Genomic DNA, 21,132 nt, shown 5'->3' on the forward strand with positions numbered 1-21,132 from the left:
ATAGCAGAAAAAGATAGAAAGGTCATTATGCTTTTAAATACAAGAAAATTTTAAATTCAAAAAAACTCCAGCCAACGAACTGGCTGGAGTTTTTCTTCTACCTTATGCTTCTTGAGCAACAGGGTATACACTTACTTTTTTACGGTTACGACCATAACGTTCAAATTTTACAACGCCATCAATTTTAGAGAAAAGTGTATCATCCCCACCACGACCAACGTTTTCACCTGGATAAATCTTCGTTCCACGTTGACGGTAAAGAATTGATCCACCAGTTACAAATTGACCATCGGCACGCTTTGAACCTAGGCGTTTTGATTCTGAATCACGACCGTTTTTTGTACTACCTGCACCTTTTTTCTGTGAGAAAAATTGCAAATCCAGACGTAACATAGCTATGCACCTCCTTATTTACTTTCAATCTGTATAAAATCACTATATTCTTGTTCAATCGAAGTTAACGAGATAATCATACCTTCAAATAATAACTGAATCTGTTCCATTTTTTCTTCCGAAATGGAAGCAGGTATGGTTACATGAAGATAACCACCATCTTGACCTTGTTCAATGATAAGGTCTACTTCGCATAAAGCCATAACCGCATTAATCGTTCCAATTGATACAGCTGATACTCCTGCACAAACAAGATCATAGCCATAAGGACCACTATCAGCATGTCCAGAAAGTTCAAACGCTGTAATGCGCTCATTTGTACGAAATACAGTTACTCGAATCATCAGCAAATTCCTTATGCGTTAATTTTGTCAATTACCAATTTCGTATACGGCTGACGATGGCCTTGTTTACGATGGTAATTCTTTTTTGGTTTATATTTGAATACAGTTACTTTCTTTTGACGACCGTGCTTTGCAACTTTTGCAGTGACTGTCGCACCTTCAACATATGGTGCTCCAACTTTCACGTCATCTCCACCTACGAAAAGAACTTTTTCAAACGTAACAGCTTCATCCTGTTCAGCAGCAACTTTTTCAATGTAGATTTCTTGACCTTCTTCTACTTTGATTTGTTTACCACCTGTTTCAATAATAGCGTACATACTTCTTGCACCTCCTTGATTAACTCAGACTCGCCATACAGGTACTCAACGAAGAGTTTACAACCTGTTCTGCGCGGTTGTAGCACTGGTGCTACGATGAATAACGTATTAATGGTATCATGATAGCTTGTTATTTGTCAAGGAGGCAGAGACAATTTTTGTGTCAATGTAATAGAATATAAGCGATTAAATCGATTATTTCCAAAACAAAGCGATTACTACAATAGAAAATATAATACCAATTAATATAATTAGCGCATTACCTATAATACCTATCTTTTTATAAATGCTTCTTTCACCAAAAAAGGCGACAATAAGACCTAGAGTGGACGCTATTATACCAATAAGCAAGAAATTAGCAATCCCAAATAAAAAAGAAAAATAGGCTGCTAATCCAACTACAAACAAGTAAGTTGAAACCCTACTTAAAACCATTTTCATATCTGTTCTCCTTACAACTTTGTTAATGTCTACTTCGGTTATATCCATACATCATTCTCAGCAGTATATGGTGAAACTGTTTCTCCAGTATTTATAACACCCTTGGGCTCAACAATCATTACATGACATTCCTCTGAAGCAAATGGTTTATGTTCGACACCTCTTGGTATAACGTACATTTCTCCCTTACTAAGATGGACTTCTCCATCACGGAAAGCTATTTTCATCTCACCATCTATGACAATAAACACTTCATCTGTTTCTTTGTGATCATGCCATATAAAATCACCTATGATTTTTACTAGCTTAAACTGATAGTCATTCATCTCAGAAATCACTTTTGGGGACCAATAATCGTTAAACTTTGTCAATTTTTCTTTTATGTTTATTGCTTGATCCATATCACACCTCCTTAGGAGCACAATCTTTATAGAAAAGTAGGTCGTTTTAATGTTTAAACTACGATAACAATTGAACTTCTAAAGCAAACTGTTGAATTCTCTTTTGTCACCACTTAACATTCCATTCTACTTAATGATCGATGATTTTTTAAATATAAAGTGAAACTTCCATCCGTAAGGAGGTTTGTTTATCCCCACGATGGTTAGCACCACAAGGGTTTGACCTAAAGGCCTCTGAACCAATCGGACATTAACTAGCAGTTGATCCCTACTTATCAATAATGGTTTCGTTTTATTGCTTGTAGTGGAGTCTTACTGCCAGTTATATGTGGGATAGATCACTTACAGAGCAAGAAAACGCTCATTTTAATAATTGATCAAGTAGGGCCTGTGATTTTAATCCTTCCTCCCCATCAACTACCGGTTGTTCATCTTGGCGGACGCAATCTATAAAATGACTTACTGCATCCTCAAACCCTCTTTGTTTTACGATGGATTCCCAAGATGATGCACTAGTAGTAGTCACGGCATTTTCTTTTTCAACTTCTGTCACATTCATATTCTTAACACGTATAATTGCTCCATCTACTATAAGCTCAATTTTCTCTAAATTTGCACCTGCACTCCTATGCATTGCTGTCGTCATTGGTTGATTACCAGATTTAAATAGGTGTTGCGTATAGAGAAGCTGGTTTTCCCTATTCACCTGAATATCTCCGTATAATACCTCTAATCGATCAGAGCCAAGCCATCGTACTGTGTCGACTACGTGAAGATAATCATCGAGCATAGTAAATTCAACATTTCCAGGACCAATACTGTTCAATCTGTGCTTTTCGACTCGGATCGAAGCTGCATCCGTTGCGAGCTCTTTTATGGCTACATACATTGGTGCAAAACGACGATTAAATCCAACCATTAGCTTTCTATTATACTTCTTACTTAATTCAACTAATTTCTCAGCTTCCGTCATTGATGCTGCTAATGGTTTATCAACATAAACATCTACACCATTAGATAATAACGCAGATACAACCTCATAATGCGAATCTGTAGAGCTATGCACTAACACAGCATCGCATTGATTTGCCAGTTCTGCCATACGATGAAAATCACCAATACGATACTGACCACAGATTTGCTTTCGTTTTTGTTTATTGGGAGAAAATGCACCAACAAATGACCAATCCGTTTCTTTTGCAAGAATTGGTAAATATGCTTTCTGGGCTATAGATCCTAAACCTACCATTCCAATTCGTGGATTATTCAAAAAAACACCTTCATTACAATTTATTTAATACTGCATTAGTTTAACATAATCTCAGCCTTTAGTTTTTCTAAAATGAAGATTTTTCTTATTTAAAGCATAATGAATTTACACGTGAACAGTTGATCAAATCAAAATTGTATTGTACTGGTAATACTCCTTCAAAGAAATTCTCTAATCACTATTATTTTCTGTCTAAATGGCTATACTTCTTTCTTGCTAGAAATTTCAATATTTTCTAATGCTTGTGTAGCCAGTTGATCTGCCTCATTATTATTCTTTCGTGGAATAAGTTCATATTGTGGTTCAATAGATTGATACGTTAATTTTGTTTCAATACGACCAGCCCAGCCAGATAGTGTCTTTTCGTAGCATGACCATTCACCCTTTAACTGATTAATTACAACTTGTGAATCTCCTCTAATGGTTATCTGTAAATGTTGAGCGTCGAGTGACTCCAATTCCTTTAATGCAAAATGAAGTGCGGCATACTCGGTTTCATTGTTTGAATCGAGTTCTCCAACAGTTGCATTTTTTCGAATTCGAAAGGATTTCCCATTCTGTTGATAATAAATCACACATCCCAGACCAGATTTCTTTCTTTGCTGATCAAACCCTCCATCAAAGTAAATGTAAACATCGTGTGGCTCTTCTTCTATCTCTTCAAAATAACGTTTCAATTCCTTTTGTGACCAAGCAATATCTTGGGTATCTATAAATGTTAATTGTTTCACTCGTCCAGTTTTTTCCATGTCGTCTACAAGTAATAAAGCGTCTAATGCTTTCATTTCTTCTGACTGAAAGCTAGTATTAGCTCCCATAGGTGTTTGATAGGTAAATTGTATTCTGACTTTCATAATAATTAATCCCTCTCGTATAGTATATTTGGGCATTAAATGTAATACGTTCACTGAAGAAGTAGCATCTTCCGTACTTAGTAAAGCGATGATGGATCTCTTCTCTTTTAACATACTACCGCAGGTATTATTTTTTTATAACGAGTTCAATCCTAGTATAACCTATTTCATATTTCTTACTGATAGCTTTTGTTTGTGAAAAAACCATGATTTCCATACAATAGACCTATAGCTACATTGTAATTGAATTCGAAATTTGTTATAATTAATTGCTTTTAAAAGGAATAAGGGGGAACTTTTTTGTCGATTGAAATAGGCAGTAAAGTAAAAGGTAAAGTAACGGGTATCACTAATTTCGGAGCATTCGTAGAACTACCAGATGGTAAGACAGGACTTGTTCACATTAGCGAAGTTGCAGATAGCTATGTGAAAGACGTAAATGACCATTTGAAAGTTGACGACGAGGTAGAAGTTAAAATACTTAGTGAAAACGATGGTAAAGTAGCATTATCTATCAAAAAGGCAATTGAACGCCCTGTCAAGCAACGTTCATCACGTCCTAGTAGCGGACGAAATTCTAATGGATTCCGTTCAGGGAATAAATATAGACCTAAAGAAAGTTTTGAAGATAAAATGGCTAAATTCTTAAAGACAAGTGAAGAAAATTTAGCTACCCTGAGACGTAACACGGATACAAAGCGTGGAGGTAGAGGCGGAAGACGAGGATAGATATTTGCTTATCACATAGATAAAGTGAAACTACATTCAGTGGGGGTTATTTATCTCCTACTGATTGTCAATTGAACCAATCGGACACTCACTGGCAGTCGATCCCAATTACCAATATTGGTTTCACTTTATTGCTTGAAGTAGGGGTATTACTGACAGTTATATGTGTGAAAAAGGCTGAGACAAAAGAATGAAGAAACAATAAAAAACGAACGATAATTATTTGAAATTAATTATCATTCGTTTTTTTTGATTAGAATCAATCATTTAGCACCTGAAATAAGCGAGACTCCGGCGGGAACAGCACGAGCCCGAAGATCCACGTGGTAACGTGTTTTTCTTTACCAAGTTAGCTGCCCGCGGAAAAGCGCGTATAGTTTCACGGTGTGGCGAAGATACCCCTATTGATAATATGATTATTCGTATTTTGAGTAAAGAACTTGTGTTTTGTCCCAGCCTCTTTGTTATGGAAATTTAGTAACTCATGCAAATTCGACTTGCTTATATTAAATTTCTAGCAATTTCTCCAACTGTTTTGTCGTAATGCTTTTCATTAAAATAACTGTGCAAACAAGCGACTTCGTCAATAGATTGACGATAGTTATTTGGGTAAATGATATAAATCGGATGCAGCTTCTCACGATGAAATCGTGAAAACACTTCCAATAATGATTGATCTGAGCTTACACGAATTGGCAAAACCTTTCGAGCAAAACGATTTTTCCCTTCGTAACGCTTTAGCAAGAATCGGAAAAATGCATAATACCTTTGTTTCCATTCCGTTTTATTTTCCATAAATAAAAAGATAAATATAAAAAATGAACTTAATGTAAACGGTAGCGTAATGAGTTGGATGAGCAATAATAAGATGCTGGCAATCATTGAGAATATAATCACTGCATAGTACGCCTTTTTATATGGTACTAACGACGATAAGCATAAAAACAATAATTTCCCACCATCTAATGGCCATAGCGGGAGCAAGTTAAATAAAAGGATAATCGAATTATAATATAAAAACAAATCCATCACTGCTTGAGGTAACATTCCTAAATCTCCAAGGAGGAATAAAACTATAAATAAAATGATGTGCTGAAACGGACCAGCACAGGTGACCAATAGCTCTTCTCGAATTGGTTTACTTCCGTGTTCATCCGTATCCATCACTCCACCAAAGACCCAGAGCATTACCTTGCGAATCCGCCATTTAAAGAAAGTAGCCATCATAAAATGACCCATCTCATGAAAGAAAACAATAAATAATAAGATAGCTAATTCCATAAATGTTCCGGTAAAAAAAGATATGATAATAAATACTAATAGTATTGGATGAAAATGAATATGAGGTAGATAGTTATTGGACATCGTCAACTTTTATCACCTGTACTGGGTCAATGTAATTATTGTCCTTTTCTATTGAAAAAAACACCGTGTCACTTTCTTCATTAGGTGTAAATTGTCCAATCTTCTGATTACCTGAAACATGCTGATATAAATGAACATCAATGTTACTTAAATGTCCGTAGGTTGTCTTACTACTATCTGGATGCTGAACAACAATGGTTTTATTAGTTTCACGATCATTTCCAGCGAAGATAACAATTCCTTCCTGTAGTGCCGTAACTTCTGTTTGTCCTTCAGGTGCAATACGTATGCCCGTTCCATTTGTTTGGAAAGATTCTGCTACACTTCCATTTACAGGCATAGCTGCAACTTCTGCCTGTTGTTTACTCTCTTCAGGTACAAATGCTAGAGGACTGCCAAAAGTATCTTGATACCATACATTCACTTTCGCAAAAGGAAACTCTTCTGTTAATACATTGCTTGTCCACTCTTTAGATGATTGTAATCTTGGTGAATCCATCTGCCAAAGTAATGCAACACCCAAAAATAACAATACAGAAAGAATACCTTTCAACATAAACCCCGATACCATTCTATTCTGCCTCTCCCTTGTCATTCCTGAATCAGAAATAACTGGAGCATAGCCATGTTTTTCCTCTTCCTGCAAGATAGGAGGAGTAAACTGTTTTTTCGAACTCCCTGAATAGGGAACTCCTCGAGCCTTCTTACGTTGCTCAATTGATTGGCGCACTTTTTTTATTCCTTTACTCATATTCCTCACAATCCTTCTCATGCATTTGTACAAGTGTATGAGTCAATGAGTCAAGATATGTTAGAAAGTATATAGATGCTAGTAATAAAGTGCAACTCCAATCAGTTGGGGATTTTGTTTATCTCTCACTTACCATTTTTGATTTCACTTTATTGCTTGAAGTGGGTGTTCTACTGCCAGTTATATGTGGGATAAAAAAACTCTGAACTATAATCCAAATATACAAAGTTATATCCAGATAGTAGTTCAGAATCGTTCTTTTTTTGATATGTGATAATTCCTACCGAAAGGAAGTCATACAATGATCCGTTACACCTAGTAGAGGAAATACGCTGGCCTCTTGCAAGTCCAAAAATTAAGCAATTCAGCATAAAGTTAATGTGCAGTGTTAACTAAGGCCGTACACGAGGAAAGCATCCCATATTATAGATATCGATGAAAGAATAACATTACTATTTGTGAATGGAAATTCTCGGTTTAATGATATTCTAACACCAATCAATTATTAAGCGCGCATACCAAAGAACTTCTTCACTTTTTGCATCATACCTTTTTCAGTATCTAGAGACTGTAACGGGACAGTTTCTCCCAATATTCTTCGAGCAATATTTCGATAAGCTATAGAAGCCTTTGTAGTTGGTTGAAAGGCTACTGGTTCTCCTTTATTGGAAGCCTTGATAACTTCATCATCATCAATAACAATTCCAACTAAATCAATAGATAATACCTGCACGACCTCATCTATTTCCAACATATCCCCACTTTTCATCATGTGATTACGAATTCGATTAATTACTAATCGTGGAGGCTCAGCCATCTCCTCTTTCTCTAATAATCCTATTATCCTATCTGCATCTCGTACACTAGATTTCTCAGGTGTTGTGACAACGATCGCTTTATCCGCACCAACAATCGCATTTTGAAAGCCTTGTTCAATTCCAGCAGGACAATCAATTATTATATAATCATACTCTTGTTTTAACTCTGCGATTATTTTCTTCATGCCTTCTGTCGTAACAGCAGACTTATCACTTGTTTGTGCAGCTGGAAGTACAGATAAATAATCAAACCGTTTATCTTTTATTAATGCTTGTTTTAACTTACATCTCTCTTCAATAACATCTACAATATCGTAAATGATTCTATTTTCGAGCCCCATCACTACATCGAGATTTCTTAGACCGATATCTGTATCTATTAAACAAACCTTCTTATCCATAAGTGCTAATGCAGTACCTATATTGGCTGTAGTTGTTGTTTTACCAACTCCACCTTTACCAGATGTAATAACGATCGCTTCACCCATTTTGTATTCTCCTTTCGAATCTGTTTATTTCTTTTCGTCTATGTGAAAGTACTTGTAGTCGATCAATTATAATTTTATCTTTCTCTTCATCTACAAGACCACATTCCATATACACACCATCAGATTCATAGTCTGGAGCACGACTGATATAATCAGCAATTCGCAGCTGACTTGGATTCATAAAAGATGCTGCTATGAATGCTTCTCTATCACCATCAATTCCTGCATGAGCAATTCCTCGTAAATTCCCCATTATGTAAATATTACCTGTCGCGATTACTTTTCCACCGGGGTTCACATCACCCAAAAGCAAGAGATCACCGGTAACATGTAGCACTTGACCTGACCGTACAATACGGTTAATTGCTTTCACCTCACTATTCGTCTGCCACATACGCGCCTCTTCACGTCGGACAACGTCAGATTCAATAGAATGAATAGTGAATCTATTTTTAGCACCAATAACTTGTTTCAACTGTTCTATTTGCTCATCATGTAGATAGCGGGTACCTAATTTAACTCTCACTGCAACAATCGGTTCATCCTGCTTTGGACGGCTTTCCTTCATTTTATGATCGAGTTCGAAAATAGCTTTTTCAAACGAACATGTGTCATCAATAAACAGTGTAAGTCCATCTTTCGTGCCTTTCATTGTAATCAATTGTTTTTTTTCCTGTACCACACGTTCACCTCATTCACATAACAAGAGAATCTAGAGCAACCATTTTTTATATTGTATTACTCTTTGTTAATTGCTCTCTTCCCCAAGTAGTAAGTTTTTTTACAACTATTGGATACAGCATTAGTAAAAATACTAAATTAGATCCAATTGTTGGTAGCATTCGATGCATTAAATAAGCTTTCCAAACCATATCCGTTTTCCCTATAACCGTGTATATCAGATGAATGCTAACGTCTGCCAGGGCAATCCCGCATACACCAAGCAACATAGCAACATAAATATTTCCATGTAACAACTTTTTAAAACCATGTACCGCATATATAATCAATGCATAAGAAAACATATAGACACCTAATACATCTGTATATACGATATCGATTAAGAGACCAAATAGTAAAGCATACAACACGGAAAAATACGTTTGATCTTTATCATAAAAAATAGCAATAAACACTAAAAAAATAAGTACCCAATGTGGAACAATAAGCAAGTCACTTGTAAGCAAATTACCAGGCAATAATTCGAGCGCCACACCTTCTAATACTAAGAGCAGGAATAGGATTAAAGGCAAGTATAAACGTTTCATTACTCGCCCTCCTCTTCCGTCGTCTCTTCATCTGTCTTCAAATCTTCTTGAACAGAACGATCTACCACAATCACTTGATTCATATCATACATATTTGCAGCAGGCTCCACCAGTGCTGTTTTGGTTAAACCATATTGATCCGGTACAACCTCTTTCACTGTACCAATTACTAATCCAGACGGGAATACACCGCCCATCCCAGAGGAGATAACGAGCTCTCCTTCTTTTAAATCTTTTTCAGATTCTTCAATAATACGAAAGACGAGACTTTTACTTTCTTTGTCAAATCCTTCAATCATGCCAAAAATATCTTTATCTTTACCTTTTCCGCCTCTAGATACTTTTCCCGAAATACGATTAAATTGATCAAAACCAGTAAGCAATTGCACTGTTGAGGTATTAGGAGATGCCTTAAGGACTTTTCCGATCATACCTTCAGGAGTTCTTACTGCCATATTTGCTTCTACACCATCATTGGATCCTTTATTAATTGTTACTTGTTCAATCCATCTTTCCGGTGACCTTGACATAACCGTAGCTTGGATTGGGGTATAATCTCGAATGTTGTCATCATCCTTCAGATCCAGCGTATTTCTTAAATCCTCGTTCTCTTCTTTTAATTCTTGAACTTCATAAATAAGTCCTTTGTATTCCGCTAACTTCTCTTTGAGTATGCGATTTTCATTGTACGTATCTTTGAAGTCATCAATATTTCCAATGATATCTGTTATAAAATTTATTGGAGCATGAATAATACCTTGTGCCCACCCAACGGTATCATTTACAAACTCTTCAACATTCGTCAGATTTTCTCTATCACGTAGAGAAAATCCAATTAATGCTACGAAAAAAATAAACCCGATTAATAAAATAAATAAACGTTTTTTACGTAAAAAAGACATATAAACACCAACTTATTCTACACTAGGACGAGATGATACATTCGGATGGGAACGGAAATGCTGAATGTATTCTAATGATTTACCTGTACCAATCGCTACACTTTCTAAAGGGTCTTCTGTAATGAATACAGGCATCTTTGTCTCATCACTAATGACTTTATCTATGTTTTTCAGTAGTGAACCTCCACCTGATAGGACGATTCCACGGTCCATGATATCCGCCGCAAGCTCTGGAGGTGTTTTCTCTAACGTACTCTTTACTGCTTCAACGATAGCATCTACTGTATCCTTTAACGAATCAGCAATTTCTTCCGCAGTAATCGTGATCGTTTTTGGTAATCCCGTTAAAAGATCTCTCCCGCGAATATCCATTTCACCTTTAGGAGAATCACTTCCCGCAGATGCTATTTCAAACTTTATCGATTCCGCTGATCTTTCCCCAATCATCAAGCTGTATTGCTTTCGAATATAGCTAGTGATTGCTTCATCCATATCATCTCCAGCAGTGCGAATGGACTGACTGGTAACGACTCCCCCTAAAGAAATAACTGCTACTTCGGTAGTCCCACCTCCGATGTCAACAATCATACTGCCTGTTGGTTGCCATACTGGTAGCCCTGCACCGATCGCTGCTGCAAAAGGTTCGGAAATCGGATAGGCTTCTTTTGCACCAGCTTGCTTTGTTGCATCGATTACAGCACGTTCTTCTACCATTGTAATACCTGAAGGTACACATACCATTACGTTTGGCTTTTTAGCAAAATAAGAGCGATTTTTCATCGCCTTTTTAATATAATATTTCATCATTGTCGCTGTTGTATCATAGTCAGCAATTACGCCATCTTTCATTGGACGGATGACAGAAATATTCCCAGGCGTTCTCCCAATCATATTTCTAGCAGATCCTCCAACCGCTTCAATATCGCCTGTTGCCGTATTTTTTGCTACAACAGAAGGCTCACTTACGACAACACCTTTTCCTTTCACAAAAACTAATGTATTAGCTGTACCCAAGTCTATCCCTAAGTCCTGAGAAAAATTAAATAATCCCAATAAGATCTTCCTTTCCAAATCACAATCATGTGGTTATATGTAACGAATTACAACAATTCATTATTCGCAAAATAAAATTTATCGATTCCAATTATCTCTTTTCACTATGAAAAAGTAAAATATTTTCATCGAAAAGATCAGCGATACATATCACAACACCATTATTTATAGATTATGTACCGGTTTAAACACAAGGTTGCTTGTACCATGTTTTTCCTACTCATGCTAAGCTCAACAAGCGCCACTTTCCATATCTAAATTGAAAAATGGCGCTGAACAATCATTCGTCTATATAATTATACGAAAAAAATTATAAAATAGATAGTGTTATAAATATCATATGTGAGCTTTTTTTGATTTCATGCATCTTCCCTTCAGAAATAGGCAAACAATAAGTGAACTACTCCCATCACTTACCAACCTTATGGGTTGCTTGAAGTGGGGGGGTCTTGGATAATCGCCACTTGTGGTAGCTGTCAAAATGGACCAAGCTAACCCTCTTGTTCCAAGAGTTTATATTTTCATTAGGCACTTGCTGAATTTCGATCATTCACTGTTGGGTTGTGCTTTGAACAAAAAGGAAAAAAAGCCTTTGGGCTGTCGCCCAACCGAAATTCATCTCCCCCCTTACCGTTGGGCTAAGCCCTTCACACGCTTGAAGATGGAGACTTCTTACGGAAGTACGTTAAATTATTAATTTTGAAATACTCTTTTTAATTGTTCCTATTTGTACAAGCTCATTCGTATACATTTTATGGTTTAACTGCTTTACCAATAAATCAAAGAAGCGCTGTGAATGATAAACGAGAGCTTGTAGTAAAACGTCCTCGCTGACAATTAAAGAATTATTATCTATCGTTAATCTTGTTTTACTACCTCCATATTTTTCTAGTTTTACACCAATTGGTTGACTAGGATAATAAAAAGCAGCAATTCCTTCTTCCAAGTATTCTTCCATCGCATTTAAGTAATAACCATATAAAGAAGGGAGATCATCAAAAATGGGCAACTGGCCAATTTCCTTGTAACTTGAAGTAAATGCGATTCCCCCTTCTATCAATAAAATTCCGCTTTCTATATATTTTTTTCTGTTGGCTTTCATGAATGTTACGAGAGATTCGGTATTAAATCCACCAATATAAGCATTAGGATTTTTAATTAGATCGTCTAAATCATATACTTGCTCTTTAAAATAAAAATCTTTTATGTCCACGATCACTCCACCTCTTTTTGCTTCACATCACATTTTGTTTTGCACACGTTACTAATTCCTAACATCGCTATCCATCTATATTTTGTTTAGCCTAAGCTAGGGCGACTATTCTTACGTTGAAAAAATCCAATGAACATACCCATGCAAAAGAAAAAACTTCAAAAAAGTATAATCATATGGAAACATCAGTAGTCTTATTTAATTTTTGTGTATTTATGGGAAATGGTGAATTCGCATATAACGATTTTTTAACTTTACAATAAGGATACTCATCGTGTAGACATACAATTATATATACCCTTTTTCTTTTAAAGAGACATATTTTCGATCACCAATCACTAAATGATCGATTAATTCAATCCCTATCATTTTACCACATTCAACCAATCTTCTCGTTACATGGATATCTTCTTGGGAAGGAGTGGGGTCCCCTGAAGGGTGGTTATGAACAACAATGATGGAGGCTGCAGAGCGTTTGACAGCTTCACGAAATACTTCCCTAGGATGGACGATAGAGGCATTTTTGTATCTTTGATTTGTCATAAATTAGCTTAGTTCTAAAACGTTGATATAACAGTGTTTTGCGCACAGACTGATATATCTTGATTTTTCTTCCTTCATTAAAAGTGACATAAATATTAGCTGTTCGTCACTTTTTTAGTCACGATAAATATATAAAGAAGGGTTTTAACGCCCTTCTTTTTTATTTCCAAGTATCTTTCCGAATATTAAACTCGTCAATTGTTTCATTCCTTAAATAGCCATCATCTACTTCGAGTTGTATGTCTTTAAACAAATCTACTATATCCCACAATTCTTCATCTATGCGATAATATTTCCCGTCATGCTCAAAGTCAACGCCCTTGTATTTATTAATATAGTTTTCAAGTGGTATGTACTCATTTTCTGTAAAAACTGGGTCTTCGCTATTAATCTCCGAATCAAGAGTATCAAACAACTCATTTGTATCCTTAATAAACTTATCTGGATAACCAGTTATTAACTCATATGTAGGGTGCTTCCCTTTTAAATCTTCTGGTATTTCATCAAGTTTTAAATATTCGTCAATCGCTTTTTTGGTTTCTTCATATGTATCTTCACTCGATAGTTCTTCTTTAAATTCACTGGTTATAGCTTCCCCCCACAAAATTTGTACTTTGTAAATTAAATCCTTTTCTAAGTCATTCATTTTGTATATATCTCCATTTTCTTCTTCGAACTGCCCCATAATATACTTGTCAGAAAAATCGTTATACAGATTTTGTTGCTTTTCGCTTGAACCTTCTTCCGATTCATACACTTCGTCAGCTACTTCTTGGATTTGCTTATAATCATTCCTAATATCTTCATGTACTAGATCATTGCCACAAGCACTTAATATAAACACTATTATCAATATAAGAAATATTTTTTTCATATTAGTTAAAACCAATCCTCCCCTTTTTTCTACATATTACCATAAAATAAGTAAAAAATAACCCCATCCAACCAAGGATGGGGTTAACCATTCATTCTATATCCACAATAATATTTGCGCTGATCTTATGATGTTCAAAATTACCAACATTAAACGTAATCATTTTCGTTTCGGGGTTTGCACTTTCAATAATACCTGTAAATTTTTCGTACTTTCCTTTTCTATATGTAGTAATTGTAACCTCATTCTTAAATTCTAATGCGTCAGCTAATCGTTCAGAAATCTCCAAGAGTTTATCTTCTGTCATTTTCGGGCTGTTACTAGCCGACTTCTTCTTACCTTTAGGTGGTTTCGGCACAGCAGTCATATTATTACCTCCAATAAGAACATTTGTTTCTATTATTATATAAGAACATCCATTCTGTTTTCAAGAGAAAAAATCGCCCAACAAATAACAGGGAATAAAAAGTGTTATGTTGGACATAATTTTAATGTAAGTAGTTCCCATACCTAGAGTTCCCTTTCTGTTTATCCTTCCTCCCCTCTTATGAGGGGCTTTATTTTTTACATAGCTCTCTTCCGAACTGATCCAGCTGAAAGGATATTTTCTAACTTAAATGTTCTCACTTTTTTACGGTAGTAACAATAAGCCAGTATACTCTTTTCATTTACTTCAAGCACACGGATATAACGCTCCGTAACATTGTTATTGATATCTATATAAAAGATAATGATTTTTTGCTTATTCTCCACAGAACGATTAAGTAATCCTTTCATAATAAGACCACCTTCAGAACGTTTGTTCTTATTATATGCGAACTTTTGTTCTGATTCAAGGTAAAAAAAAGAAACCCCCTCTTTAAACAAGAGAAGGTTATTAAGAATGTTTGGCTTTATGTTTCGATATGAATACTTGATTGGTAGCATGACTTACTAACGCATCTCGCATTAATGCAATAATTTTTTTTAATACACCGATAATGCCGATTCTTTCTAAAAGAGTCTTGGTGTTTTTACTTGAATATTTTTTATCATATATTTTAGCCATTTGCACTAAAACTATTAGATTATCTTTTAAAGTGAAAATGTCTTTAAGTCCAATCCAAATAGAACCTATTAAGAATTGAAAACTATTAAGAGTTTCCCCAAACCTTATCAGTTCTTCTTGACTCATGTTCCGTTTTCTACCTAAATTTTGTATAAGTAAATAACGATTCTTATATAAATGAATATGGGCGATAATAATTAGGAAAGGCATAATATAAATTCCAAATGAGTATATGACTGATCTTAAATTAGAGATGTTCTTTTGTTTTAATACTGAAAATATTCCCATTTGTACACCGATCACAGATGCGACTAATATTATTAATATAAAAGTAATCATCAACTTACGCCCCTTTCTCTTTTTGAATGCTTATCATGTTCATAATCATGATCTTTCACACCAACAGACCACTCTAAGCCAGATAGTAAAGCTAATTTTGTTGCAAGTATAATGAAAAATGTATGAACATTTAAAATAGGTTTGTTACCTAGCCTCATGTCTTCAGAAATACTTATATAATATTGATTGTCAATCTCACTAATAGTTATAATGTCTATCCAGCCTATAAAGCAAATAAAACCCACTATTATAACCAATCCCCGAGTAAACTTGAGAAATCCTTCTTTAAGTTTTTCTGAATAATCATTATAACTTAATAAATACATTGCATACAGTACAAGCAAATTACTAAATAAATTTGACGGATCTCCGGTGACCATTGTGGTTTTATATATTATCGCTAAACTAGATAGAGTCAATATTAGTTTCACTGAAACACACCGCCTAAAAATATAACTAGTTCAATAGTATCAAAATCGGTAATTATTTCCAAGCGGTATTTTAATCCCTTACTTATTATATTCTGTATCTACTATAATATTTCCTTCTTTTGATAAAAAATAAACCCACCCCACCAAAAGGCAGGGCATGATGTTTACTTAAACCAAATTAGATGCCATAGTTTACATTTTTTACTTTATACTTGATATTAAGTGTCTCTTCAAAGTATTCCATATCAGCCAACGTTTCAGTTGATCCCCTATGTTCAACTTTATAAGTAGCTTTAACTTTGTGCGTACATTTCCAAGTTCTCTTACCAGTCCAATCAACATGAGTTTTTGTTTCTCTACCTAAATCTTCAAATGTGATATCAGTTACTCTATAGTCTATTCCATGTTCAGCATGAATTTGCTGTAAACATGCATCACATGCATGTTTAAAGGACCAAGTGTGAGATTCAGATGAGGGCTTCTCACAAGACCAGGCGTGTTCATAAGTGTGTTCATTAGACATTTCTATAAGTACCTCCTGCATAATATTAACTCTTAAAATATTTTTATCAACTAACAATATACTTATACATAAATAAATATCTAAAAACACTTAATACAGATTCTTACCTTACGATAAATGTTATACTTACCTTTTTAGTTGAGATAGGTCTTACTTTCATTCACTCAACATATTTACTGCTAACTGTCACTTGGCTTACTTAATCACAGCACTAGTACCAGAACCAACATAAATATTACGCTTACCTCTGCCTGTTTTAATAGTTACTACATCTGGATATGGTTTATCTAATATTTTATATGTTAATCCACCATACCTAGCAGGAGTAAGGCTCCAATCACTATTTTTCTTTACAGGTTTAACATTAAGTTTGTACGTTCTCCAGGTCTTTGCAGATGCAGGCAACTGAACGGTACCTTTGGCTTGACTAGGTTTAGATGGTTTACCCTTACGCATTTTGTTAAGCAATGTAGTGTTTTGTTTAGCTGTACCTTTATAACCTTTAATGCCGTATTCAGCAGCATATTTCTTACGTGCACCAAAGCTAGAGTTTTTGCCAATGCTATTAAGATAATCTACAATAGATCCATTAGTTACTGTTTCGGATCCAACTTGTTGGTTAGGTGCTTCGACGGTTTTACCCTCAATGCCATCTATAAATGTACTCCACATATTCAGCAACAAGCGAGGGCAGTTTTTGCCAGACCAATGCTTATGAGGTACAACACGTTCAATAGGTATGTTGTGTTCTTTCATTAATTTTTTAATAAGCCATTGGGCATTTTTAACCGCTTTGTTAAAGTCTCCATCGCTGTTTTCACATATTTCAATTCCAATTGATTGTCGATTTCCTGTTCCGTTACCATCGCCAGCATGCCAGCCATTTTCATTCGTTGGAATGTGTTGGTATATTTCTTTGTCATCGACAGTGTAGTGCCAAACAACCACTCGGCCACCTGCACCATTATGCAAATACCGACTGTGCATTTCTGCATCTGCACCCTTCTTTTCGTTAGCAGTACCGTGGACTGTTAAATATCTTGGTTTCATAGAATGACCAGGGCGTTGATTCGTTTGAGATTTAGGTATAAAATCTTTTATTATTTTTGGCATTATTTCATCCCCCTTTGCTTCAAAAACTTTTCATTATGCTTACCTTGTTTAGTAACAGGATTATCTTTAAACCACGCCCATACAGCTACGCCAATTGTAGCTGCTGTTGACACACCTTGATAAATTTGATCTTCAGTAAATGGTAGTGGATCCCATCCATAGACAACTAATGTCTGATTTGCTAGTAAAATTGCTAATACGACAAGTCTTACAATTGCTTGTTTCATTTTTATATTCCTCCTCGTAAAATAAAAATAGCCCTATTACTAGGACTAACTTTCCATTGTGTCTATTCGCTTGTGTGCTTGTTTGGTTGATTCTTCAACTCTGGTTACACGTTCATTTAAATGAGCGATGTTCTTCTCATTTGCCTTTAAATCAATTCGTATGTCATCTACCCCCTTTCTGATATAACCTAACTCTGCCCTTACTTCTGCGCTTTGTTCGGCATCATTTTTTGTATTACTCTTAGCTGTGTTACTTTTTTTAAATTGGTAAGTTTGATAACCAATTAATGCTGCAAAGCCTGCAATAATTACTGATACAATTGATATTAATACTCCTAATTCGACCATACTCAACCCCCTGTTTTAAGACATAAAAAATAACGCCTACTAAGCGTTTATTAAATCCTCTCTACCTTCTGCGATTAACAAAACTCTTACATCTTCTTTCCAAAGACTTGGCACTCGTGCATATGTCCAGTTACCTTCAATAATTTGAGTAGTAAACAATATAGCCAACATTTAATTCCCCCCTTTCATTTCTGCTACAGTCTCAGCTAATTCTAGTGTAGCTATTGCATTAACTTTATCAGGAGAAGGTTTATTATCTATTTCCTGTTGTTGTTTAAGTAATTGTTGTTGGTACTCCACATCTTTTACTAGCTCTCCATTTTCATATTTAAATACTTCTGCATTAGTCAATACTTCGTGGTCTTCTGCCACATGTAAGACAATCTCATTTTGATTTCTGGTTGATGTGGACGACCATCCATCCCTTATTCGATTATTCTCATCAATATTAAAATGTATCTTTACCATTCGTACACCGCCCTTAATGCAGCTCGTTCTGAACTACCTGCGTCATTATCAGCATGTCCTTTAATTCGGTTATTGTAAATATACAGATACTTGTGTATGGTTGTTGCTGCTGATTGCGGAACCAAAATAGAATAAGATTCACCAGCATGTAATAAACCCATCTGTTTAGGGATATATGTGTGATGAAATTGTATATCCCTTAAGCCTTCCCCTGGATAGTACCTTGACCACTCTAATACCCAACCATTTACACATTGATCCAATGTTTTTTGAGGATAGATAGTTTGATTATCTAATGGATAAACGTAACCATTCCACAGATAATCCATTTTTTGCACTGGCCGATAATTACCTTTAGCAATTTCCCAAATACTGTCCTCTGGTTGATAAACTGATGAAATAGATCCTTCCACCATTTGAACACCATCGCATTGAACCCATTTGTCATTACCGCCACTAATAATCACCTCTAATGAATCACCAGACACAAAAGATGATGGTACAGAGAATGTAGTCGCATGACGAGAAATAGAATAATCATTATTTACTGAATCAAAAGTTGAATTAACTATCTTAGATACTCGGTTTCCTGCTGCATTGACATGCCAAATTTCTATTCTTGGAATTCCTCCACCAACAACTTGCCATTGGCGTTTAAAAAATGCGCTAACTGTATAAATAGACCCCGCGCCAACTCCCTCGTATACGTACTGCCTAACATAGTTAGCATTACGAACGATTATCGCTTTTTCTCCAAACATCGCTAGTGCTTCTTTGGAATCCGGCGCAAATTGAATAGCTACTTTTGGCGATCCCCTTCTTTCCCAATGTGAATCTTCTAAAGGAAATTTGTTTGGTAATATTTCTAACCAGTTATATTTTAGGCTGTCAGAATTTAATGAATCAGGGTCTTGTCTGATTAATTCAAATGAATGATCTTTAATGAGGTTTCGCTTTGGTGTAGCACTGTATGGCGTACTTGTTACATCATCTTCTAGTGTGAAATCTCCATTTTTGACCGTTACATTTCCGAACGTTCCACTTGCACCACTAACATCACCACTAAAATGACCTGTTTGTGCCTGTATTTCCCCCTCAAAATAGCCATTTTTAAAATAGGAGGTTCCATCCAAACTCATCCTACCAACAACATTTCCTTCCATGTCATACTGGATTAATCCATTTACACCATCCCACGCTATTCTTGCACCAGTCACAGATGTCCGTAATGGTACAGAGTCAACATCAATGATTCCCTCTGTTAGCCTTGAGGCATCTTTAGATATATCATCTACTTCACTTTTGTTATATGCTCCCACTTCATATGATTCTGTAGGTGTCATCTTTTGCCATTCGCCGAAATTGTGTACTTTGGGTACATATGGTTCTAGAGATGTGTCTACCCAAATGACGTTTTCGTTTTGTTCAGGTGGTGTATCTGACATTACTTTCTTTGGTTCTGCGTATTTCATCATCGTTTCTAAACCAATTTTTCGGTTAATTTCATCTTGTAAGGAACGCCATATATCGAGTACCTCTTCTTCGGTATATTCAATAAAATCGCCTAATTTAACTTTCTTTTTTCCACGTCTTTTTATACTTCCAGATACTTCAAAAACTCTCGCTTCGACATAGAGAGGAGGATTAAATTTTGTATCTTTAATCTTTAAGGTATCTCCAAAACGTATTTTTTCGTTTTCCATACCTGGTACGTGCTCTAAGTCAGCCAATCCTACTTCATATTCAATAACCTCTTTAACACGCTTTTCCAACTCATTTTCCGTCAATTCGTGTAATCTACTTTGATTCATATTTTGATCTGTCGACTGCGGTTCATATGTGCCAATTATATGTTGTAAATTTCCTGTTACTGGGTCAGGTCTTCCCCATCGTTGTAAGGCTTCCTTATCTTCAACAAAAACTTCTAATCGAGTACCATCTTCTTTTTCAGGTCCAAGCCCAACTAGAGCAGTGTAAATGTTGTCCGTAGCTTCCCTTCGCCTTATACTTAGTAAGTCCTTTCCGAACTCAATCTCTCTTCCTCTCCACTGTCCAATTTGTTCAACTAAATCAACATATCTACCTGTTATTTTATTTCCACTTATTTCTATGCGAAAATTCAATTCAAGACTATATTCAGTTGCAATCCGTTTCAATAGCGCATAAGGATTTGTATGCTTTTCTATATGAATTGTTCTTGTAGCTTCGCTTTCTACAACGCCGACACGCCACTCTGTATTGTTTAATGCAATTCCTGCAGCCGCACTTGCTTTTTGGCTTTCTAATGTTTTTGGCTTGATTACCTGCGCTGTATTAAGCGTATTATAACTGGCCTTTGTGAACACAAGCATTTCTTTACTTTCTGCATGTAGTTTCTCAGCCTGCCAAATGATCATCTCACGAAATCCACTATCTTCATCCGTAATAATTATTTTATTTCTTCCAGTCAAGTATTCCGAGTACGGTTTGTTGGCAAATGTCGTATATTCAAATGTTTCTACCATTGTTTCTAATGATCGTGTATAATCGTCATCCCAAAACTCATCCGTTGGGATGATTGCAACTATCTCATCTAATTGCGAATCAATAACATGTATCACTTCATCAC

The 21,132-nt window shown here is 35.6% G+C and carries 28 protein-coding genes, 1 pseudogene and 1 other annotated feature; of the genes and pseudogenes, 1 reads left to right on the forward strand and 28 read right to left on the reverse strand.

What is annotated here, in order from left to right; genetic code table 11:
* Positions 1–102: 102 nt before the first annotated feature.
* The 7 genes from rpmA to D9782_RS18280 form a co-directional block, all read right to left on the reverse strand.
* Complete coding sequence (gene rpmA, locus D9782_RS18250) at positions 103–393, reverse strand: 50S ribosomal protein L27 (RefSeq protein ID WP_026681274.1); 291 nt, start codon at positions 391–393, stop codon at positions 103–105.
* 14 nt (positions 394–407) lie between these two features.
* Positions 408–737 (reverse strand): ribosomal-processing cysteine protease Prp, encoded by a 330-nt coding sequence (locus tag D9782_RS18255; RefSeq protein WP_026681275.1) that lies wholly within the window; start codon positions 735–737, stop codon positions 408–410.
* 11 nt (positions 738–748) lie between these two features.
* Positions 749–1,057, reverse strand: coding sequence for a 50S ribosomal protein L21 (rplU, locus tag D9782_RS18260; RefSeq protein ID WP_026681276.1), 309 nt, complete (start codon positions 1,055–1,057; stop codon positions 749–751).
* Positions 1,058–1,073: 16 nt separating this feature from the next.
* Positions 1,074–1,146, reverse strand: a sequence feature (ribosomal protein L21 leader region).
* Positions 1,147–1,252: 106 nt separating this feature from the next.
* Positions 1,253–1,498 carry a hypothetical protein gene (locus D9782_RS18265; protein WP_152525421.1) on the reverse strand — a complete coding sequence of 82 codons (246 nt, stop codon included), beginning with the start codon at positions 1,496–1,498 and terminating at the stop codon, positions 1,253–1,255.
* Between the two features lie 38 nt (positions 1,499–1,536).
* Positions 1,537–1,899 (reverse strand): cupin domain-containing protein, encoded by a 363-nt coding sequence (locus D9782_RS18270; RefSeq protein ID WP_026681278.1) that lies wholly within the window; start codon positions 1,897–1,899, stop codon positions 1,537–1,539.
* 361 nt (positions 1,900–2,260) lie between these two features.
* Complete coding sequence (locus tag D9782_RS18275; RefSeq protein ID WP_121605374.1) at positions 2,261–3,169, reverse strand: Gfo/Idh/MocA family protein; 909 nt, start codon at positions 3,167–3,169, stop codon at positions 2,261–2,263.
* 200 nt (positions 3,170–3,369) lie between these two features.
* Positions 3,370–4,137, reverse strand: a complete 768-nt coding sequence (locus D9782_RS18280) for a reverse transcriptase-like protein (protein WP_371413967.1) — start codon at positions 4,135–4,137, stop codon at positions 3,370–3,372.
* A 186-nt stretch (positions 4,138–4,323) separates the two neighbouring features.
* Here D9782_RS18280 and D9782_RS18285 point away from each other — a divergent pair, with 186 nt between their 5' ends.
* Positions 4,324–4,752, forward strand: a complete 429-nt coding sequence (locus tag D9782_RS18285) for a S1 domain-containing RNA-binding protein (protein WP_026681281.1) — start codon at positions 4,324–4,326, stop codon at positions 4,750–4,752.
* Positions 4,753–5,253: 501 nt separating this feature from the next.
* Here D9782_RS18285 and D9782_RS18290 read toward each other — a convergent pair.
* The 21 genes and pseudogenes from D9782_RS18290 to D9782_RS18385 all read right to left on the reverse strand — a co-directional run bounded on the left by D9782_RS18290 (position 5,254) and on the right by D9782_RS18385 (position 21,124).
* The gene (locus tag D9782_RS18290; RefSeq protein WP_034678992.1) at positions 5,254–6,117 is read right to left on the reverse strand and encodes a site-2 protease family protein; all 864 of its coding nucleotides are present in this window, start codon (positions 6,115–6,117) and stop codon (positions 5,254–5,256) included.
* Positions 6,107–6,868, reverse strand: coding sequence for a M23 family metallopeptidase (locus tag D9782_RS18295; protein ID WP_121605375.1), 762 nt, complete (start codon positions 6,866–6,868; stop codon positions 6,107–6,109). Before D9782_RS18295 ends, D9782_RS18290 begins: the two co-directional genes overlap by 11 nt.
* 505 nt (positions 6,869–7,373) lie before the next feature.
* Positions 7,374–8,174, reverse strand: a complete 801-nt coding sequence (gene minD, locus D9782_RS18300) for a septum site-determining protein MinD (RefSeq protein ID WP_026681284.1) — start codon at positions 8,172–8,174, stop codon at positions 7,374–7,376.
* On the reverse strand, positions 8,167–8,826 hold the full coding sequence (minC, locus tag D9782_RS18305; RefSeq protein ID WP_034679021.1) for a septum site-determining protein MinC: 660 nt from the start codon (positions 8,824–8,826) through the stop codon (positions 8,167–8,169). Before minC ends, minD begins: the two co-directional genes overlap by 8 nt.
* Positions 8,827–8,902: 76 nt before the next feature.
* Positions 8,903–9,442 carry a rod shape-determining protein MreD gene (gene mreD, locus D9782_RS18310; protein ID WP_026681286.1) on the reverse strand — a complete coding sequence of 180 codons (540 nt, stop codon included), beginning with the start codon at positions 9,440–9,442 and terminating at the stop codon, positions 8,903–8,905.
* Positions 9,442–10,344: a rod shape-determining protein MreC gene (mreC, locus tag D9782_RS18315; RefSeq protein WP_121605376.1), complete on the reverse strand. Its 903-nt coding sequence runs from the start codon at positions 10,342–10,344 to the stop codon at positions 9,442–9,444. Before mreC ends, mreD begins: the two co-directional genes overlap by 1 nt.
* Before the next feature lie 12 nt (positions 10,345–10,356).
* Positions 10,357–11,397, reverse strand: a complete 1,041-nt coding sequence (locus tag D9782_RS18320; RefSeq protein WP_026681288.1) for a rod shape-determining protein — start codon at positions 11,395–11,397, stop codon at positions 10,357–10,359.
* A gap of 685 nt (positions 11,398–12,082) precedes the next feature.
* The gene (locus D9782_RS18325) at positions 12,083–12,610 is read right to left on the reverse strand and encodes a hypothetical protein (RefSeq protein WP_026681289.1); all 528 of its coding nucleotides are present in this window, start codon (positions 12,608–12,610) and stop codon (positions 12,083–12,085) included.
* Between the two features lie 288 nt (positions 12,611–12,898).
* Positions 12,899–13,132 (reverse strand): annotated as a pseudogene (locus D9782_RS18330) (JAB domain-containing protein); the annotation flags it as partial.
* Between the two features lie 181 nt (positions 13,133–13,313).
* Entirely contained in the window at positions 13,314–14,027 is a 714-nt protein-coding gene (locus D9782_RS18335) for a hypothetical protein (protein WP_121605377.1), read from the reverse strand.
* A 91-nt stretch (positions 14,028–14,118) separates the two neighbouring features.
* Positions 14,119–14,394: a YolD-like family protein gene (locus D9782_RS18340; RefSeq protein WP_121605378.1), complete on the reverse strand. Its 276-nt coding sequence runs from the start codon at positions 14,392–14,394 to the stop codon at positions 14,119–14,121.
* Between the two features lie 197 nt (positions 14,395–14,591).
* On the reverse strand, positions 14,592–14,804 hold the full coding sequence (locus D9782_RS18345) for a hypothetical protein (protein ID WP_121605379.1): 213 nt from the start codon (positions 14,802–14,804) through the stop codon (positions 14,592–14,594).
* Between the two features lie 100 nt (positions 14,805–14,904).
* Positions 14,905–15,414, reverse strand: coding sequence for a hypothetical protein (locus tag D9782_RS18350; protein WP_026681325.1), 510 nt, complete (start codon positions 15,412–15,414; stop codon positions 14,905–14,907).
* Complete coding sequence (locus D9782_RS23360; protein ID WP_205601740.1) at positions 15,414–15,671, reverse strand: hypothetical protein; 258 nt, start codon at positions 15,669–15,671, stop codon at positions 15,414–15,416. Before D9782_RS23360 ends, D9782_RS18350 begins: the two co-directional genes overlap by 1 nt.
* Before the next feature lie 352 nt (positions 15,672–16,023).
* Positions 16,024–16,368, reverse strand: coding sequence for a hypothetical protein (locus D9782_RS18360; RefSeq protein ID WP_121605381.1), 345 nt, complete (start codon positions 16,366–16,368; stop codon positions 16,024–16,026).
* Positions 16,369–16,563: 195 nt separating this feature from the next.
* Positions 16,564–17,481 carry an N-acetylmuramoyl-L-alanine amidase gene (locus D9782_RS23885; protein WP_121605382.1) on the reverse strand — a complete coding sequence of 306 codons (918 nt, stop codon included), beginning with the start codon at positions 17,479–17,481 and terminating at the stop codon, positions 16,564–16,566.
* Complete coding sequence (locus tag D9782_RS18370) at positions 17,481–17,708, reverse strand: phage holin (RefSeq protein WP_121605383.1); 228 nt, start codon at positions 17,706–17,708, stop codon at positions 17,481–17,483. Before D9782_RS18370 ends, D9782_RS23885 begins: the two co-directional genes overlap by 1 nt.
* Before the next feature lie 45 nt (positions 17,709–17,753).
* Positions 17,754–18,056 carry a hypothetical protein gene (locus D9782_RS18375; protein ID WP_121605384.1) on the reverse strand — a complete coding sequence of 101 codons (303 nt, stop codon included), beginning with the start codon at positions 18,054–18,056 and terminating at the stop codon, positions 17,754–17,756.
* A gap of 39 nt (positions 18,057–18,095) precedes the next feature.
* Positions 18,096–18,227, reverse strand: coding sequence for a hypothetical protein (locus D9782_RS23835; RefSeq protein WP_255637429.1), 132 nt, complete (start codon positions 18,225–18,227; stop codon positions 18,096–18,098).
* Positions 18,228–18,524, reverse strand: coding sequence for a hypothetical protein (locus D9782_RS18380; RefSeq protein WP_121605385.1), 297 nt, complete (start codon positions 18,522–18,524; stop codon positions 18,228–18,230). It lies immediately after the preceding gene.
* Positions 18,518–21,124: a phage tail spike protein gene (locus D9782_RS18385; RefSeq protein WP_121605386.1), complete on the reverse strand. Its 2,607-nt coding sequence runs from the start codon at positions 21,122–21,124 to the stop codon at positions 18,518–18,520. Before D9782_RS18385 ends, D9782_RS18380 begins: the two co-directional genes overlap by 7 nt.
* Between the last annotated feature and the right edge of the window lie 8 nt (positions 21,125–21,132).

This window comes from Virgibacillus sp. Bac332 (assembly GCF_003667785.1).
Classification (GTDB): Bacteria; Bacillota; Bacilli; order Bacillales; family Amphibacillaceae; genus Virgibacillus; species Virgibacillus salarius.

Excerpts from the sequence above, each read along its gene's own strand:
- D9782_RS23835 (WP_255637429.1), bottom strand. The coding sequence starts at position 18,227 with ATGTTGGCTATATTGTTTACTACTCAAATTATTGAAGGTAACTGGACA.
- D9782_RS18370 (WP_121605383.1), bottom strand. The coding sequence starts at position 17,708 with ATGAAACAAGCAATTGTAAGACTTGTCGTATTAGCAATTTTACTAGCA.
- D9782_RS18360 (WP_121605381.1), bottom strand. The coding sequence starts at position 16,368 with ATGTCTAATGAACACACTTATGAACACGCCTGGTCTTGTGAGAAGCCC.
- D9782_RS18380 (WP_121605385.1), bottom strand. The coding sequence starts at position 18,524 with ATGGTAAAGATACATTTTAATATTGATGAGAATAATCGAATAAGGGAT.
- D9782_RS18340 (WP_121605378.1), bottom strand. The coding sequence starts at position 14,394 with ATGACTGCTGTGCCGAAACCACCTAAAGGTAAGAAGAAGTCGGCTAGT.
- D9782_RS18270 (WP_026681278.1), bottom strand. The coding sequence starts at position 1,899 with ATGGATCAAGCAATAAACATAAAAGAAAAATTGACAAAGTTTAACGAT.
- D9782_RS18375 (WP_121605384.1), bottom strand. The coding sequence starts at position 18,056 with ATGGTCGAATTAGGAGTATTAATATCAATTGTATCAGTAATTATTGCA.
- D9782_RS18280 (WP_371413967.1), bottom strand. The coding sequence starts at position 4,137 with ATGTTAAAAGAGAAGAGATCCATCATCGCTTTACTAAGTACGGAAGAT.
- rplU (WP_026681276.1), bottom strand. The coding sequence starts at position 1,057 with ATGTACGCTATTATTGAAACAGGTGGTAAACAAATCAAAGTAGAAGAA.
- D9782_RS18255 (WP_026681275.1), bottom strand. The coding sequence starts at position 737 with ATGATTCGAGTAACTGTATTTCGTACAAATGAGCGCATTACAGCGTTT.
- D9782_RS18350 (WP_026681325.1), bottom strand. The coding sequence starts at position 15,414 with ATGATTACTTTTATATTAATAATATTAGTCGCATCTGTGATCGGTGTA.
- rpmA (WP_026681274.1), bottom strand. The coding sequence starts at position 393 with ATGTTACGTCTGGATTTGCAATTTTTCTCACAGAAAAAAGGTGCAGGT.
- mreD (WP_026681286.1), bottom strand. The coding sequence starts at position 9,442 with ATGAAACGTTTATACTTGCCTTTAATCCTATTCCTGCTCTTAGTATTA.
- D9782_RS18295 (WP_121605375.1), bottom strand. The coding sequence starts at position 6,868 with ATGAGTAAAGGAATAAAAAAAGTGCGCCAATCAATTGAGCAACGTAAG.
- D9782_RS18335 (WP_121605377.1), bottom strand. The coding sequence starts at position 14,027 with ATGAAAAAAATATTTCTTATATTGATAATAGTGTTTATATTAAGTGCT.
- D9782_RS18265 (WP_152525421.1), bottom strand. The coding sequence starts at position 1,498 with ATGAAAATGGTTTTAAGTAGGGTTTCAACTTACTTGTTTGTAGTTGGA.
- D9782_RS18345 (WP_121605379.1), bottom strand. The coding sequence starts at position 14,804 with ATGAAAGGATTACTTAATCGTTCTGTGGAGAATAAGCAAAAAATCATT.
- mreC (WP_121605376.1), bottom strand. The coding sequence starts at position 10,344 with ATGTCTTTTTTACGTAAAAAACGTTTATTTATTTTATTAATCGGGTTT.
- minD (WP_026681284.1), bottom strand. The coding sequence starts at position 8,174 with ATGGGTGAAGCGATCGTTATTACATCTGGTAAAGGTGGAGTTGGTAAA.
- D9782_RS23885 (WP_121605382.1), bottom strand. The coding sequence starts at position 17,481 with ATGCCAAAAATAATAAAAGATTTTATACCTAAATCTCAAACGAATCAA.
- D9782_RS18290 (WP_034678992.1), bottom strand. The coding sequence starts at position 6,117 with ATGTCCAATAACTATCTACCTCATATTCATTTTCATCCAATACTATTA.
- minC (WP_034679021.1), bottom strand. The coding sequence starts at position 8,826 with ATGAAAGGCACGAAAGATGGACTTACACTGTTTATTGATGACACATGT.